This is a genomic window from Acinetobacter dispersus, from assembly GCF_009884975.1.
In the GTDB taxonomy this organism is placed as follows: domain Bacteria; phylum Pseudomonadota; class Gammaproteobacteria; order Pseudomonadales; family Moraxellaceae; genus Acinetobacter; species Acinetobacter dispersus.
On sequence record NZ_CP041970.1, the window covers coordinates 3,570,893 to 3,586,856 of the forward strand.

The 15,964-nt window shown below is 43.6% G+C and carries 10 protein-coding genes and 1 tRNA gene; 5 read left to right on the forward strand and 6 right to left on the reverse strand.

Translation table 11 applies throughout. The annotated features are described in order from the left end of the window. Positions 1-384: 384 nt before the first annotated feature. On the reverse strand, positions 385-7,248 hold the full coding sequence (locus tag FPL17_RS16530) for a beta strand repeat-containing protein (RefSeq protein ID WP_420867265.1): 6,864 nt from the start codon (positions 7,246-7,248) through the stop codon (positions 385-387). Between the two features lie 513 nt (positions 7,249-7,761). Here FPL17_RS16530 and FPL17_RS16535 point away from each other — a divergent pair. After that, positions 7,762-7,838 (forward strand) — tRNA-Arg (locus tag FPL17_RS16535). A 42-nt stretch (positions 7,839-7,880) separates the two neighbouring features. Here FPL17_RS16535 and FPL17_RS16540 read toward each other — a convergent pair. Continuing rightward, positions 7,881-9,179 carry an SRPBCC family protein gene (locus tag FPL17_RS16540; protein ID WP_159886236.1) on the reverse strand — a complete coding sequence of 433 codons (1,299 nt, stop codon included), beginning with the start codon at positions 9,177-9,179 and terminating at the stop codon, positions 7,881-7,883. Between the two features lie 397 nt (positions 9,180-9,576). On the opposite strand from FPL17_RS16540, the gene FPL17_RS16545 reads away from it, so the two are divergent. Both FPL17_RS16545 and FPL17_RS16550 read left to right on the forward strand, forming a co-directional pair. Beyond that, a complete protein-coding gene (locus FPL17_RS16545; protein WP_005185186.1) occupies positions 9,577-10,074 on the forward strand; it encodes a YcxB family protein in 498 nt (165 codons plus the stop codon). Between the two features lie 33 nt (positions 10,075-10,107). Continuing rightward, a complete protein-coding gene (locus tag FPL17_RS16550) occupies positions 10,108-10,749 on the forward strand; it encodes a fumarylacetoacetate hydrolase family protein (RefSeq protein ID WP_159886238.1) in 642 nt (213 codons plus the stop codon). A gap of 106 nt (positions 10,750-10,855) precedes the next feature. Here FPL17_RS16550 and FPL17_RS16555 read toward each other — a convergent pair whose 3' ends face one another. Further along, complete coding sequence (locus FPL17_RS16555) at positions 10,856-11,656, reverse strand: AraC family transcriptional regulator (protein WP_159886240.1); 801 nt, start codon at positions 11,654-11,656, stop codon at positions 10,856-10,858. A 107-nt stretch (positions 11,657-11,763) separates the two neighbouring features. On the opposite strand from FPL17_RS16555, the gene FPL17_RS16560 reads away from it, so the two are divergent. Next, positions 11,764-12,669 carry a DMT family transporter gene (locus tag FPL17_RS16560; RefSeq protein ID WP_159886242.1) on the forward strand — a complete coding sequence of 302 codons (906 nt, stop codon included), beginning with the start codon at positions 11,764-11,766 and terminating at the stop codon, positions 12,667-12,669. Between the two features lie 26 nt (positions 12,670-12,695). Here the strand turns inward: FPL17_RS16560 and FPL17_RS16565 are convergent, their stop codons facing one another. Beyond that, positions 12,696-13,946 (reverse strand): YihY family inner membrane protein, encoded by a 1,251-nt coding sequence (locus FPL17_RS16565; protein ID WP_005185152.1) that lies wholly within the window; start codon positions 13,944-13,946, stop codon positions 12,696-12,698. Between the two features lie 113 nt (positions 13,947-14,059). Between FPL17_RS16565 and wrbA the strand changes: the two genes are divergently transcribed. Then, the gene (gene wrbA, locus FPL17_RS16570) at positions 14,060-14,659 is read left to right on the forward strand and encodes an NAD(P)H:quinone oxidoreductase (protein ID WP_005185150.1); all 600 of its coding nucleotides are present in this window, start codon (positions 14,060-14,062) and stop codon (positions 14,657-14,659) included. On the opposite strand, the gene FPL17_RS16575 is transcribed toward wrbA, so the two are convergent. Then, the gene (locus tag FPL17_RS16575) at positions 14,656-15,030 is read right to left on the reverse strand and encodes a hypothetical protein (protein WP_159886244.1); all 375 of its coding nucleotides are present in this window, start codon (positions 15,028-15,030) and stop codon (positions 14,656-14,658) included. The genes wrbA and FPL17_RS16575 overlap by 4 nt on opposite strands. 105 nt (positions 15,031-15,135) lie before the next feature. Further along, entirely contained in the window at positions 15,136-15,948 is an 813-nt protein-coding gene (gene lgt / locus FPL17_RS16580) for a prolipoprotein diacylglyceryl transferase (protein ID WP_004657788.1), read from the reverse strand. Between the last annotated feature and the right edge of the window lie 16 nt (positions 15,949-15,964).

Genomic DNA, 15,964 nt, shown 5'->3' on the forward strand with positions numbered 1-15,964 from the left:
TTTAAGCTTGGTAGTGAATAGAGAAAATTCATCTTTTATATCAGATAATTAAAGTGCAATTGAATCTTTGTGCGTGCGTCATAAGGGTACAGAAATAGATAAAGTTATAAGATTTGTTACTTGTTTGAAAGTAAATATTTCCATACGGTTTTTTATAGATAAAGTTATTTTATATCAATTGATTAAGTGGTTATTTGTTTTGGTTTTCGAAAAGTAAAAATTAAGTGGTTTTAGCATATTTTATTTGTATATTCGCTTGTTATTAAACAAAACTTACTAATAGCCGAGAATCTGTTATCTCAATTTGAGATAACAGATTTGTACTGGTCTAAGAATATGTAGAGAAAAGCCACTACTTAAAGTGGCTTTTCTAATTTTTAACTTTTAGAAATGATGAAGTGATCCAAATAGATGATCGGTCAGACTCGTTAATGGTGAAGAAACTGAAATAAGATCTGTAATGCTTCCACCATTTGGATGAGGCTCTCCGACTGCGATTCCAGAAGTACTCGAAGAAACGGTGCCTGTGATGACATTCAAAATGCTATCGACACTATTGCCACCATTGTCATTATTCACATGAATAAGGTTGTTTAGTCCTTCAAACACATTTTCGCTACTGAAGATATTACTCATATTATCTTGCAATAGATCGAGTGTGAGGTTGCCACTTCCAACAACAATTTGGATAGGTTGAGCAACGCCAGAAATCACGTCACCACCAATACCACCCGTAATGCCGCTGAGAATGTCTGTTATTGAGCCAAGAGGACTGCCATCACCACCGCCGATGCCACCTGTAAGACCACCGATAATGCCAGTGACTGCGCCAAGAGGGCCACCATCACCGCCACCGATACCGCCAGTAAGACCACCGATAATGCCAGTGACTGCGCCAAGAGGGCCACCATCACCGCCACCGATACCGCCAGTAAGACCACCGATAATGCCAGTGACTGCGCCCAGAGGACCACCGTCACCACCGCCAGTAAGACCGCCGATAATGCCTGTTACAGCACCGAGAGGGCCACCGTCACCACCGCCAATGCCACCAGTGATTCCACCGATAATATCGGTTACTGAACCAAGAGGACCGCCATCACCGCCGCCGATGCCACCAGTAAGACCACCGATAATGCCAGTGACTGCGCCAAGAGGACCGCCATCACCACCGCCAATACCACCCGTGATACCGCCAATGATTCCTGTGACTGCACCGAGAGGACCGCCATCACCACCGCCGATACCGCCAGTAAGACCACCGATAATGCCTGTTACAGCACCGAGAGGACCGCCATCACCGCCGCCGATGCCACCAGTAAGACCACCGATAATGCCAGTGACTGCGCTAAGAGGACCACCATCACCGCCACCGATGCCACCAGTAAGACCACCGATAATGCCAGTGACTGCGCCAAGAGGGCCACCATCACCGCCACCGATACTGCCAGTGATTCCACCGATAATGCCTGTTACTGCACCCAGAGGGCCGCCATCACCACCGCCGATGCCACCAGTAAGACCACCGATAATATCGGTTACTGAGCCCAGAGGGCCACCGTCACCACCGCCGATGCCACCAGTGATACCACCGATAATGCCAGTGACTGCGCCCAGAGGACCACCGTCACCACCGCCGATGCCACCTGTAATGCCACCGATGATTCCAGTGACTGCGCCTAGAGGACCGCCATCACCACCGCCGATACCGCCAGTAAGACCACCGATAATGCCAGTGACTGCGCCAAGAGGTCTACCATCACCGCCGCCGATGCCACCAGTAAGACCACCAATGATTCCTGTGACGGCACCGAGAGGACCGCCATCACCACCACCGATACCGCCAGTAATGCCACCGATGATTCCAGTGACTGCGCCCAGAGGACCGCCATCACCACCACCGATACCGCCAGTAAGACCACCGATGATTCCAGTGACTGCGCCTAGAGGGCCGCCATCACCGCCAATCACTCCACCAATTGTTCCCGTAATGATGTCGAGAGGGTTGCCACCTTCACCACCGATTACACCGCCAACCAGACCAGTCACCAGATCAAGAGGACTGCCACCCTCGCCACTGAGGACACCACCAACAATACCTGTGACAACATCAATAGGGTTGTAATCGCCACTAATAATGCCTTCCACGCTAGCGGTTACACCGCCGACTGCGCCTGTGACAGTACCTAAGACACCTGTGCTATCGGCATCACCAGTCACAACTGTGACGAGATTGGTTACAGGAGTAACTAGATCACCGTGAGAGATGCTATTTAAATCGAGTACAGAGATCGCATTGCCTGAGAAATTGATTGGAATGGTAATAGGAGTCACGATGTTGGTACCATCTCCAACGCCATTGCCGATACCATAGTTATGGTCGCCATTGCCTGCACCAATACCATTACCGATACCACCAGATCCATTGCCAATTGAACCATTATTTTCGGTGTCATTGTCTTGGAAGTTATTATGTGTAGTCGTTGTTGCATTATTGGTTGAAGTTGATGTTGCAGTACCAAATAAGGAAATGGCATTGCCAGAGAAGTTAACGGGGATTGCAATGGGTGCGACAAAGTTTGCGTCATCCGCAATACCATTGCCGATACCATAGTTATGTTCACCATTGCCTGATGCGATACCATTACCGATACCACCGCCAGAACCGACACCTGTACCGCTGCCGTTACTATTGTTGGTTGTATCATTGTCTTGGAAATTGTTATTGGTTGTCGTAGATGAATTGTTGGTTGAATTTGCTGTCGCATTTCCAAAGATAGAGAAGGCATTCCCTGATGCATTCACAGGCGTTGTGATCGGGATAATAATACTTGCATCATCCGCAATACCATTGCCAATGCCGTAATTGTGTTCACCATTACCTGAAGCGATGCCATTACCAATACCGCCACCTAAGCCATCTGCACCGTTACCGCCGCTATTGCTGTTATTGGTTGTATCGTTGTCTTGGACATTGTTATTGGTCGTGGTTGAAGAATTATTTTGTGAATTTGAAGTCGCATCACCAAAGATAGAGAAGGCATTCCCTGATGCATTTAATGGTGTGGTAATTGGGATTACGATACTTGAATCATCTGCAATACCATTGCCAATACCGTAGTTGTGTTCACCATTACCTGCGGCAATACCATTCAGAATACCTCCAAGATCACTACCAGAACCGCTTCCTACGCCACCGTTATTGCTATTGTTGATCGTATCGTTGTCTTGGAAGTTGTTATTGGCTGTTGTAGAGGAGTTATTAATTGAGTTTGATGTTGCATTACCAAAAATAGAGCCCGCATTACCAGAGAAATTAACAGGGCTTGTGATTGGTGCGACGACACTGGCATCACTACCGATGCCATTACCAATACCAAAATTATGGTCTCCATTGCCAGAGCCAATACCATTGCCTATACCACCGCCAACGCCATTACCAGCACCACCCCCTACAACTGTACCGTTATTGCTATTGTTGGTTGTGTCATTATCTTGCAGGTTATTGGTTGTTGTGGTTGAACCGTTATTGACAGATGTATTGGTTGTATCACCAAAGAAAGTCCAAGAGTTACCTAAGCCATTGACTGGCGCGGTAACAGGCATGGTTACACTTGCGTCATCGCCATTACCATTGCCAATACCGTAGTTATGTTCACCATTACCCGCACCAATGCCATTGCCTATACCACCACCAACACCGTTACCTGTGCCGGTTCCAGGACCACCATTATTACTGTTGTTGGTGGTGTCATTGTCTAACACCGTATTGGTTGTTGTGGTTGCTGCATTATTGTGGGACGCATTATTTGCATCACCAATGAAGGAAAACTCATTACCTAAACCATTGATTGGAGTGGTGACTGGTGTAACAACATCAACGTCATCACCATTGCCATTACCAATACCATAGTTTTGTTCGCCATTACCTGCACCAACACCACTGAGTAGTCCGCCTACACCGTTGCCGGTGCCATCACCTACGCCAGTACCATTATTGCTATGGTTGATGTTGTCATTGTCTGAGACGATGTTGGTTGTATTGGTTGTTGCTGTATTGGTTGAGGTATTACCTAGACCATTCGGATCATTGTCATTATCCAGTCCAGAGACATTGTTGCCCATAAAGTTGATCGGTGTTGTCACTGGTGATGTCCAATCGGCATCATCGCCATTGCCGTTACCAATGCCATAATTGTGCTCGCCATTACCAGCACTTACACCATTGAGTAAGCCATCAGCACCATTGCCTGTTGTTCCAGTGACACCAGTGCCATTGTTACTATTGTTGGTTGTATCGTTGTCTTGTACATAGTTAAGGGTGTTGGTAGAACCATTATTGACAGAACTAACATCGCCACCGCCGATAACACCCGCTGAATTTCCTAAGACATGGACAGGTGTGGTCCATGGGGCAGTGATATCTACATCATCACCGTTGCCATTGCCAATACCATAGTTTTGTTCGCCATTGCCTGCGGCTGGACCATTACCTAAACCACCAAGGCCATTGCCTGCATTTGTACCAACGCCATTATTACTATTGTTGGTTGTATCGTTGTCATAAACAATATTTGATGTGTTGGTTGGCGCTGTATTGACGGAGTCTACATCACCACTAACGCCTGCAACGGAGTTACCAAGAACTTGGACTGGTGTCGTAATGGGTGTCGTGACGCTGGCATCATCACCATTGCCGTTACCGATACCATAGTTGTGCTCATCATTGCCTGCAGAAACACCATTTAATAGACCGCCTGCACTGCCATTGCCTGTTGCACCAACACCACTGTTGCTGTTGTTGATGGTGTCGTTATCTTCGATCACAGTAGAGGCATTGGTCGGAGCAGTATTCACCGAATTAACATCACCACCACCAATTGCGGAAACTGAGTTGCCTAGACCTTGGAAAGGCGAGGTCACAGGTATGGTGACACTTGCATCATCGCCATTGCCATTGCCGATACCATAGTTCTGTTCACCATTGCCTTCGGCTGGACCGTTGGCTATACCGCCAAAACCATTGCCAGTCACACCAGTCGCATGATTGCTATTGTTGGTGGTGTCATTGTCTTGAATATGTGTGGTCGATGTTGTTGCTGCAGTGTTTACAGAATTAACATCACCACCGCCAATTGCGGAAACTGAGTTACCTACAGCTTGTACAGGTGTGGTCCATGGTGTGGTGATATCTGCATCGTCACCATTGCCATTGCCGATACCGAAGTTATTTTCATCATTCCCTCCGGATACACCGTTGAGTAAACCACCTTCATTACCATTGGTCGCTGATCCAACCCCATTGTTGCTGTTGTTGGTTGTATCATTGTCTTGAATCGCTGTAGTTGAGCTGGTTGAAACATTGTTTACAGAATCGACATCATTTGTGCCTATGCCTGAAACTGAATTGCCAATTGCTTGGAATGGAGCAGTGACGGGTGCAGTAAAGCTGGCATCATCACCGTTGCCATTGCCGATCCCATAGTTCTGTTCACCATTACCTGCTGCTGGGCCGTTGGCTAAACCGCCAGAACCATTGCCAAGGACACCCGTTGCATTATTACTATTGTTGGTGGTGTCATTGTCTTGAATATTGGTAGTTGATGTTGTGGTTGATGTATTGACCGAATCTACATCGCCACCGCCAATTCCTGCAATTGAGTTGCCAACTGCTTGTACAGGTGTGGTCCACGGTGTGGTGATATCAACATCTTCACCATTGCCATTACCAATACCGTAGTTATGTTCACCATTGCCAGCAGATACGCCATTTAATAAGCCACCATTGCTGCCATTTCCTGCTGCACCCACACCGTTATTACTGTTGTTGGTGGTGTCATTATCTTGAATCGTTGTCGTTGAACTTGTTGATGTATTGTTGGCAGAATCTACATCACCACCGCCAATTCCTGCGACTGAATTACCAATGGTTTGGACTGGCACAGTGATTGGTGTTGTGACACTTGCATCATCACCGTTGCCATTGCCGATTCCATAGTTTTGTTGCCCGTTGCCTGACGCTGGGCCGTTACCCAAGCCACCAAGACCATTGCCGGTACCCGTTAAGCCCGTACCATTATTGCTATTATTTATGGTGTCATTGTCATGGATTGTACTGGATGTATTGGTTGTTGAGGTGTTCACCGAATTGATATCGCCACCACCAATGCCTGCAACGGAATTACCCACTGCTTGAACAGGTGTGGTCCAAGGTACGGTTACACTTGCATCATCACCGTTACCATTGCCAATACCATAGTTATGTTCACCATTGCCTGCACCAATGCCGTTAAGTAAACCAGCACCCACACCATTGCCAGTACCAGCTACACCAACGCCATTATTGCTGTTGTTGGTCGTATCATTGTCATCAATTACACTGCTATTTGTGGTTGACGTGCTATTAATTCCATTGACATTAGCACCACCAATCGCTGCGGCTGAGTTGCCTATTGCTTGGAATGGTGCGGTAACCGGTGTGGTGATACCAGCATCGTCGCCATTACCATTGCCAATTCCATAATTTTGTTCGCCGTTTCCAGCACCAATGCCATTTAATAGACCACCAGCACTGCCGTTTCCAGCAGAACCTATGCCAGTATTACTGTTGTTAGTCGTATCATTATCTTGAATTTGAGTTGAAGAGGTTGTGGGTGATGTATTCACCGCGTTGATATCAGCACCACCAACGGCAGCGATTGAATTACTGATTGCTTGAACTGGTGTGGTCCATGGCACTGTTACGCTGGCATCATCAGCATTGCCATTTCCAACGCCATAATTATGTTCACCATTGCCTGCGGCAATACCATTTAATAAGCCACCGGCATTGCCATTGCCAGCTTGAGTACCAGTATTACTATTATTAATAATATCGTTATCGTGGATTTGAGTCGTTGATGTTGTTGGCGTTGTATTGGCCGTTGTAACAGGTGTTGTCGTGCCTAGCCATGAAAATGAATTGCTGAAAGGCTGGAACGCTGCTGTGAAAGAGGGGGTAAAGCTAAAATCGTTTGCGTTACCTAATCCTGGACCGTAGTTGTGACTACCATTACCTGCCGCTATGTCGTTGAGCAAACCGCCATGACTCGTATTCGTACCACTATTTGTATGAGTAAGAGTGCTGCTGTCTTCGATGACTGTATTTTTTACAGTGGGTACAGTATTAACCGAAGAGGAGGATCCTTGGCTATTGCTAGAAAGAGACAGAATACCTTTAATGGGTGATAAAATATTTTTAAATAACATATCGATATACCTATAATTATTGGAGTTTTGTTTTATTAAGTTTAATAATTATGTGACTCCTGTCTCATAATCTATATGTTAGTATTTATTAGTTGTCTATTTAATGTCAATAATGCAGTGTGTATCATATTTTTAATGGGGTATAAAAGTGAAGTAAAACAGGGGGCTATATAATGACTTAGAGATAAATGGTTAAAATCAAAAAGATATTATAAAAAGATAGATTATTAATAAAAAATACAAAGTTTATACCTGAATTAAAACTTAGTAGAAATAATATTTATTTGAATTTTAATAATAATTATTGCTGTTTTGGGCGAGAAATTGTCTTATGACTGAGGCTAAGCAAGGAAATATTGCTTTACTTTTAAGGCCAAGAGAATCCGATGAAATGTTAGTCGATCCACATTGAAAAAAACAAATTATGCCGAATCTATAGCCAGTTGATCGTGATCTTGTGAAAAAGGTCTTATCATTTGGGGAAAAGTGCGTATAATGCCCTCCATCAAATATGCGCTCATAGCTCAGCTGGATAGAGCACTTGGCTACGAACTAAGGGGTCGGGAGTTCGAATCTCTCTGAGCGCACCAATTTGAATAAATAAACCGCTTCATTGCGGTTTTTTTTGTGTCTTAAATTTTTGCTTTGATTTTTTGTACAAAAACGGCATTGCCACCGACAGCAGGCAATACATCATGATAAGGCAGGCTGCGCATGGCTCTCAATAAGAAAGGAGCTTTCTCATCGATCTTCATTGCACTGGTTATTTTAAATAAAGTCCCTTGATCTAAACTGGTAAACCGCATTTGACCTTTAATAAAACGTAGATCGCCACCATTGGCATAAAAATTATTTTCAGTGCTTTGTGGATAGTTAAAGCGCAGTTTAAATGCAAAAGGAATATTGATGACTCCAAGTCCCACATTCACTTGAATGTCCGCATCTTGTGCCTGATTTTGGATTGGTGTGGTTATAACTTTCTTGATTTGTCGTGGAAATAGCTCTTGATAAGCCAATGGTGTCAGCCATTTTTGTAATTGCTGCGGTGTTTGTTTATAAAATTGATAGGTGGTGGTAAAGCGCATGGGTTCCCGTCCATGGGTATAAAGCATGCTGGTCGGTACATGAATAATACTAACTGGTTGTTGAGCCGTTTGAATAAGTTGGCTAATTTTTGTGAGTTGTGCTGCGCTCAACTGGGGGGTGGGAAGTTGCCCTGCATTAAGTGGGGAAATGTTAGGTTTAATAAAACGATTCCTTAAAGCCTCAAGGATAAAAGCATTACTTCCACTTGGAAGTCCTAGTTTTGCTTCTGGAATTGCATTGAGAATTTTCTTAAAAATAAAACCTTTAGGCTGGTTTAAATCACCCCATTGAGTCAAAGTGATTAAGGTCCGATGTTCATCTAATGCAAACCATTCAAACTTTCCAACGCCGTATGGGATAGGCGCATCGATAACTAAACTGGCAATGCTATTCGGCTTGATCTGGTGTTGTAGGGTGACATCTTCATTAAAGTTGAGCACAGGAATAGGTGTTGGGATGGAAACCCGATATTTCATTTGTACAATGTTGCCTGATTGTTCGAGTGGCTTGGCTGATTTGAGTGTGGGAAATAGACCAACATATTGACTGAAATCGGTGAGTGTTTTGGCGACTTGCTGGGTGCTAACAGGAACAATAATGGCTGCTGAATTAAAGCTGGCCATCGGTTGTGGGTTACTTTTTAGCGTCGGGATTGAGGTTTTAGTCGCAGGATGCCCATAGATGAAAATATTGTTTTGAGTATAACTGGCCAAGAGTTGTGGATTGTTCTGAAAAGGCTGTAAGGCACTTGGAATATTGTCATTCCATGACAGGATTTGTGCAGAGCTGTGTTGTACCATTGCCATAAAAATGCAGAGGCACGAGAGACGATTCAAATAAGACATCACATTCCTTTGATTTTTATCCGTGATTTCATTCATGACTTGATTGCTCGTAGGGAGCTGATCAACACTGCTTATTAATAAATTTTTTTATGCATAAAAAATAGTCGTATTATGTAAAACCCACTGAAATATTCTTTCGAGCAAGACATTTTAGACATTTACTTTTTACCAGTTCTATAGATCAGAATGATTTAAATTAAATAGAAGTATATTTATATCGTTTCGACATAATATTGATTTATAAAAATAAAAGTATTCAATGCAAGCAACATAAACAAGTATGAGATGGCGTGACAATATCATTTAAATTTTGTATTAAATCACGAGAAATGTGATTGCCCGTTGAATCATTTATGTTCTAATAGATCAGTTTTTTTCAAATGTTAGAAATCTAAAAATGTCTGAACAACGTCCAACGGTATCTGTACGCTATTATTTGAATTTAGAAGAATCCCAAGATGGGTTTGCTTTGGTAACGTTCGGAAAAAAGACCTTTAGTCGTTTTTTAACCCCCGTAATTAGTATCGCGATTATCTTGTGGGGCGTTTATTTAGGCTTTTCTGGCGTGGGACGTTATTACGTTGCACTCGGTGCTTTTTTTCTGATTATGCAGGGTGTCATGCGTTATTGGTTTTTACCAATGTTGTTTAAGCGCCAATTTGTACGTTATCAATTTGGTAAAAGCGAGCAAGGGATCGATTTGTACCAAGATCATTTTGAGCTTTATGCAGCAGGTAAAAGACAAACAGCGCAGTATGCAGAAGTACAATCTTTTGCAATTGGCAAGCTGACTTATATGCTAGAACTTAAAAGTCATACTGTCGTGATTGTGCCTAAACGCGCATTTACCGATCCTGCGGATCAAAGTAAGTTTGAAAATAGTTTTAAAAAGTAAATTTATTGACGGTTGAAAGAACAAGGAGTTTTCATGAGTACACGTCCTTCAAAAATTGTGTGTGTGGGTCGAAATTATGCTGAACATGCGAAAGAGTTGGGGAATGCTATTCCTGATCGCGCGTTGCTCTTTATCAAACCGCCGAGCAGTCTTGGTTCTTTGACACAAGGCGTAAGCTGGAATCAGGCATTAGGTGAGTGTCACTATGAATGCGAAATTTGTTTGCAAATCGCACATCCATTATCACAAGAAACCGATCCAGCCAAAGCCTTAGAAGCAATCGGTGCGGTGACTTTGGGCTTAGATTTGACCCTACGTGATTTGCAGGGCGATTTAAAATCCAAAGGCGAGCCGTGGGAACGTGCCAAAGCTTTTGATGGTGCATGTATTTTGGCGGACTGGATTGAAGCAGATGAAATTGGTGACTTGCAAGAGCTAGAGCTGATTTTGAATATCAATGGTGTAGACCGTCAGCATGGTTTTACCAAAGACATGATCTTCGATATTGGAACTCTACTTGTTGAGATTAACAAATCGTTTAGTCTTGAAGTTGGTGATGTCATTATGACAGGTACGCCTGCTGGTGTTGGAGCATTACGTGCCAATGATCAATTGACCATGAAATTGATTACCCAGTCTGGCGAATACGATTGGAATACTTTTGTAAAAGCATAAGTTGCAATGAAATAAAGAGGATGGCGCTGGTTTTGCAATCAGCGCCATTTTTTATAGCTCAACATATGTGTTTTTGTTCGAGCTGAAATACAAACTCAGTCAAATGTTAACTGCCTTGATACAGTTTTCGGAATTGGTCAGGGGTAAAGTGCATCCAACGTTTAAACATATAAATAAAAGCCGATGAGCTGGCATAACCTAAGTCTAAAGCAATATTTTCAATGGTTTTGCCCTGATTCAACATCGACATTGCTTTCATCACTTTTAAACGTTGCCGCCATTCATGTAGAGACATTCCCAATTCTTTTTGACTATAACGGGCAAGGGTACGTTCAGTCATATTGATCATTTGTGCAAGCTGCTCCAAGGTGCTGTTGTCCGCAGGGAATTCATGTAAATGGGTCAATATTTTCGCCAGTGCGGGATGCTGTGTTGTAGGTAAATAACTACCGACAAGTTCGGCATGGGTCAGTGAGTCAAGTAAGACTTGAAGCAAGCGTAAATACTCTGGATCTTGTTCAGAAAAGGGATGCTTGCGGATATGTTCGAGTAGTGCAGAAACTAAGGGTGCAGACAATAAGATACCAGCCTGTTGAGGCATATTTTGGCAGAGTGATTCATGCACGTACAACGTGCAATGCGTGACCTCGTTACGATTGATGCCGCTATGTTGTAAATGCGGCGGCAGCCAAATCCCATAAGGTGGTGGGGTTAAATAATGAATTTGATCAATATTGACCTCTAAAACACCGTCAAAAGCATAGATAAACTCTCCCCAAGCGTGCGCGTGTTGTGGGTAAAAAGTCTCGGCAGGTGCGTCCCGAATCTGAAGCCATAAGGGCGCAGGAATATCGTTGTAGGTCGGGATTGGTTGAAAATCTTGAATTCTTTGTGCTGATTTTTTCATAACATGAGAATTGCCTGAAAATACGCATCTATTGTCGTAATTTCACTATATCATGAAAATACGACAGTCTTATATTGGTGCTCAAACCATAAAATCAGGAGCGCGCAATGGATGAGCGTAAAGCATTAGATGCAACGGCATCGGGTCTGATGATCGTACTGTGTATGATCTGGGGATTACAACAAGTCATTTTAAAAATGGCAGCTCCTGACATTTCGCCCTTAATGCAAATCGCGCTGCGTTCGGGCCTTGCCGCCATACTGCTTTTACCCTTACTTTACCTCGATAAAACCAGTCAGCTGTTTAATCGCCAGAATTTGAAAGCGGGTGCACTGGTTGCTTTTTTATTCTCTTTAGAATTCTTTTTATTGGCACAAGCATTACAGCTAACCTCGGCTTCACATGCAGTGGTACTCCTGTATACCGCACCGATTTTTGTAGCCTTGGGATTACATTGGAAACTTCCTTCAGAGCGTCTCAGTCTGTTGCAATGGACAGGTATCGGCATTGCTTTTTTAGGGATCGTGGTGACGTTCTTACGTGCTAATTCAGGTGGGTCGATTGCGGATCGACAGATGTTATTGGGTGACTTGCTCGCTTTGGCAGGCAGTATTGCTTGGGCAGCGACCACGATTACCGTACGTTTATCCTCACTTGCGCAAGCTGCGGTGACTCAAACGCTGTTTTATCAATTGGCGGGTAGTTTTGTGTTGTTGTTTGGCACGGCTCTTGTTCTTGGGCAGGCGACGATTCACCTCACCCCTTTGGTGATGGGCAGTTTAGCATTTCATACCTTAGTGGTTTCTTTCGCCAGTTTCTTGGCGTGGTTTTGGTTGCTACGTAATTATTTGGCTTCCCGTCTTGGTGTTTTTTCCTTCCTGACACCTTTATTCGGGATGGCATTTGGTGTGTGGTTATTGGGCGAAAAAATTGAGCTGAACTTTGTGATTGGCTCTGCACTGGTCTTGCTGGGCATCATAGTGGTGAGTTTACAGGGTTGGCTAAGGAAATAAAAAAGACCTCGAAAGAGGTCTTTTAGTTACTTCTGTTCAAACAGGGTAGAAAGTGGAATAGATAGCTTGGCTGCTAAATAATCATTACTTTCAACCAATGAAGGTCCGAGTCGTTCCATCCATTCATCATCCTGATGGATATGCTCAACATCAGGACGTAACGGCAGTGGATAAGGCAGGGCCGTGAAGAAGCTCCAGAAATCTACCTGAGCCAGATTACGGACCAATACGTATTCGTCTTTATCTGTTCGCATAATCAGGTTTTGGGCTTCGAGCTCCAAGATAAAAGAAGGTAAGCGACCGAGTTCACCACGACCAATAATATTTAACAGCTCCTTTTCGCTGACACTTTGTCCAATTTGCTGTTTTTTATAAAATAATTCCAGTATATCCAGCATCATTAAAATTGGATGACGCTTTTGTTCTTTACCAGAATGGAAAGCTGTCAGTGCATAGCTGATTTCGACGCCTAATAAGATAATGTTCCAAGATAAATATATCCACAGCAGAAAAATTGGGACCGCTGCAAAGGCACCATACACGATTTCATAACTGGTGAAGTTGCTCATCACCCAACCAAAAAAGCGTTTTAAAACCTCAAAGACTGTCGCACTAAAGCAAGCTGCGATGAAGGCAGAAAAAACAGGCACAGTTCGATTGGGAATGGTCCAATATAAAATGAAGAAACCGACAATAGTTAAAACAAAAGAAATGAGCCATAACAGAAACGAGCCATCGAGTTGATAGCCGGCAAAGTTATTACTCAGGATATTCATTGAAGCCACTGTCGATGACAGTACAAAAGCACTGCCTAAAACAATCGGTCCTAATGAAATAATAGTCCAGTAACGCATAAAACCGACTAAGCCAGTTCGGGTCTCCTTGACTCGCCAAATTCGGTTAAATACATTTTCAATCGAGGTTAGCATCAGTACTGTGGTTATAAACAGGAACAGCACACCAATAATGGTCAGGTTACTGGACTTTTCGGTAAAGGCATTTAAAGCTTTGTCAAAAGCGATGGTGCTTTTTGGTAGAAAGTTGCTATAGATCAGTTGTTGTAACTGTTGTCTGGCAGGTTCGAGTGCTTTAATCGAGGAGATAATCACTAAAAAGACCGTCAGCATCGGCACCACTGCAAATAGGGTGGTGTAGGTGAGTCCTCCAGCTTGCTCTCGGCAACGATCTGCTTCGAAACGTCGTAACACAAACACAATAAATTGAAACCATGTTTTCTCTAAAAAGGGCAGATTTTTTAGATAACGCTTTAAGATCATGGGTTCTATCCTAGTTATTTTTAATAAAAATCCGGTGTAATCACTGGATTTACTACAGCTCAAAATATAAAAAATGTCGTATAGTGTTCTTTTTAACAAAATTCTTGAAAGTGATGCAACCTTACGTTCTTGTTCTTTATTACAGTAAATACGGTTCAACCAAGCAAATGGCGCATCTAATTGCCGATGGAATTGAAGCTGCTGGCGTGACTGCTCGTATTCGAACAGTACCGAATCTAGCTCCTGTTGTGACTCAAGCGGAAGCTAGTATTCCTGAAGATGGCGATATTTATTGTAGTTTAGATGATCTGACGCATTGCGCTGGTTTGGCCTTAGGTTCTCCAACACGGTTTGGCAATATGGCCAGTGAGATGAAGTACTTTTGGGACCAAACCACCAGCTTATGGCTGAATGGTGCTTTGCATAATAAGCCTGCTTGTGTGTTTACGTCTTCTGGTTCGATGCATGGTGGGCAGGAAAGCACATTGCTAACGATGTTACCGCCGTTGTTTCATCATGGCATGATGATTATGGGACTACCCAATTCGATTCCAGCCTTGTCCAATACCAAAACTGGAGGGACACCGTATGGTGCCAGTCATGTTAGCGGGCCACGTCATGATCAGAGCTTAAGTCAAGATGAGAAAATCTTGTGTGAAGCACAAGGCAAGCGTTTAGGTGAAGTGGTGAAAGCATTGGCTGGAAAATTTTAACTCAGCGAAAGTCGATATTTCCGCCCAGTTGCGACCAATCTCCAGAAAGTAAGATTATCAGTTGGATAGGGAATTGGAGCTAAGGCAAGATTCTGTAGTTCTATTTTTTCTGCACTTTGCTGGTCTGAAATTAAACTTGCATAGAGATAATCCAGTAGATCAACTGCACTAAACACCTGTTTATAAGCATCTTGTAATTCGGTGTTTTGGCTGGCGAAACACACCCGATGTGGTTCATTGTCGTTGATGAAACTGAGTCCAAGTGATTTTTCGATTTGGCTGACAATCTGAGGATTGAACTGTAGGGGAGAGAGGCTAAGAACCAGCGCATGCACTTTAAAGTGGGCGAGATGCTGACGTTGTTGCTGCATCGACTCTCTCCTGAAAGGAATAGAATCAATATACGCTGTTTCTGAGTGATTGATAAATAGCTTAAATCGTCGGCCTAAAAAGGGGAGCATTCGCTCCCATTTTTATTATTTCTTTAACTGCCAGTCATAAATATTTTTACGATAAGCGTACCAGATCATCCACAGACCAATAATAATCATTGGGAAGCTGAGAATCTGACCTTTGGTCATCCAACCAAATAAGATATAGCCTTGGTCTGCATCGGGTTCGCGGAAGAATTCCATAAAGAAGCGTGCAATACCATAGCCGACAAGGAATAGAGCTGAAACTGCCATACGCGGACGAGGTTTAGAGCTAAACCACCACAATACGATAAAGAGGATCAAACCTTCACACAGGGCTTGATAGATTTGCGAAGGGTGGCGCACCAAACCTAATGGGTCAGTTGGAAAGATCATCCCGAATGGATAGCTCGGGTCTTGTACAGGGCGGCCATACAGCTCACCACCAATAAAGTTACCAAAGCGACCAAACATCAAGCCTGTTGGTACGCAGGGTGCAATAAAGTCCAAGGTCTGGAACCATGTCTTTTGGTATTTTTTACACCAAAACAGCATCGCAATCATCACACCGAGGAAGCCGCCGTGGAAGCTCATGCCACCTGTCCAGACTTGGAATAACCACAGTGGGTTTTCTAAAAATTTACCAAATTCGTAGAACAACACATAGCCAACCCGTCCACCGAGCACAACACCTAATGCACCGTAGAAAACCAGGTCTGACACCATGTCGCCTGTCCAGCCATCACGTTGTTTAGCGCGATAAGAAGCTAAACCCCATGCACATAGAAACGCCAAGAGATACATGAGCCCGTACCAGTGTACTTTGACAGGTCCTAAGCTCAGCGCAACTGGATCAATATTTGGATAGGTCAGCATTGCTGTTCCTCAATTT

Coding starts and splice junctions, on each gene's coding strand:
- FPL17_RS16560 (WP_159886242.1), top strand. CDS start 11,764: ATGGATGAGCGTAAAGCATTAGATGCAACGGCATCGGGTCTGATGATC.
- FPL17_RS16565 (WP_005185152.1), bottom strand. CDS start 13,946: ATGATCTTAAAGCGTTATCTAAAAAATCTGCCCTTTTTAGAGAAAACA.
- FPL17_RS16555 (WP_159886240.1), bottom strand. CDS start 11,656: ATGAAAAAATCAGCACAAAGAATTCAAGATTTTCAACCAATCCCGACC.
- lgt (WP_004657788.1), bottom strand. CDS start 15,948: ATGCTGACCTATCCAAATATTGATCCAGTTGCGCTGAGCTTAGGACCT.
- wrbA (WP_005185150.1), top strand. CDS start 14,060: ATGCAACCTTACGTTCTTGTTCTTTATTACAGTAAATACGGTTCAACC.
- FPL17_RS16550 (WP_159886238.1), top strand. CDS start 10,108: ATGAGTACACGTCCTTCAAAAATTGTGTGTGTGGGTCGAAATTATGCT.
- FPL17_RS16575 (WP_159886244.1), bottom strand. CDS start 15,030: ATGCAGCAACAACGTCAGCATCTCGCCCACTTTAAAGTGCATGCGCTG.
- FPL17_RS16545 (WP_005185186.1), top strand. CDS start 9,577: ATGTCTGAACAACGTCCAACGGTATCTGTACGCTATTATTTGAATTTA.
- FPL17_RS16530 (WP_420867265.1), bottom strand. CDS start 7,248: ATGTTATTTAAAAATATTTTATCACCCATTAAAGGTATTCTGTCTCTT.
- FPL17_RS16540 (WP_159886236.1), bottom strand. CDS start 9,179: ATGTCTTATTTGAATCGTCTCTCGTGCCTCTGCATTTTTATGGCAATG.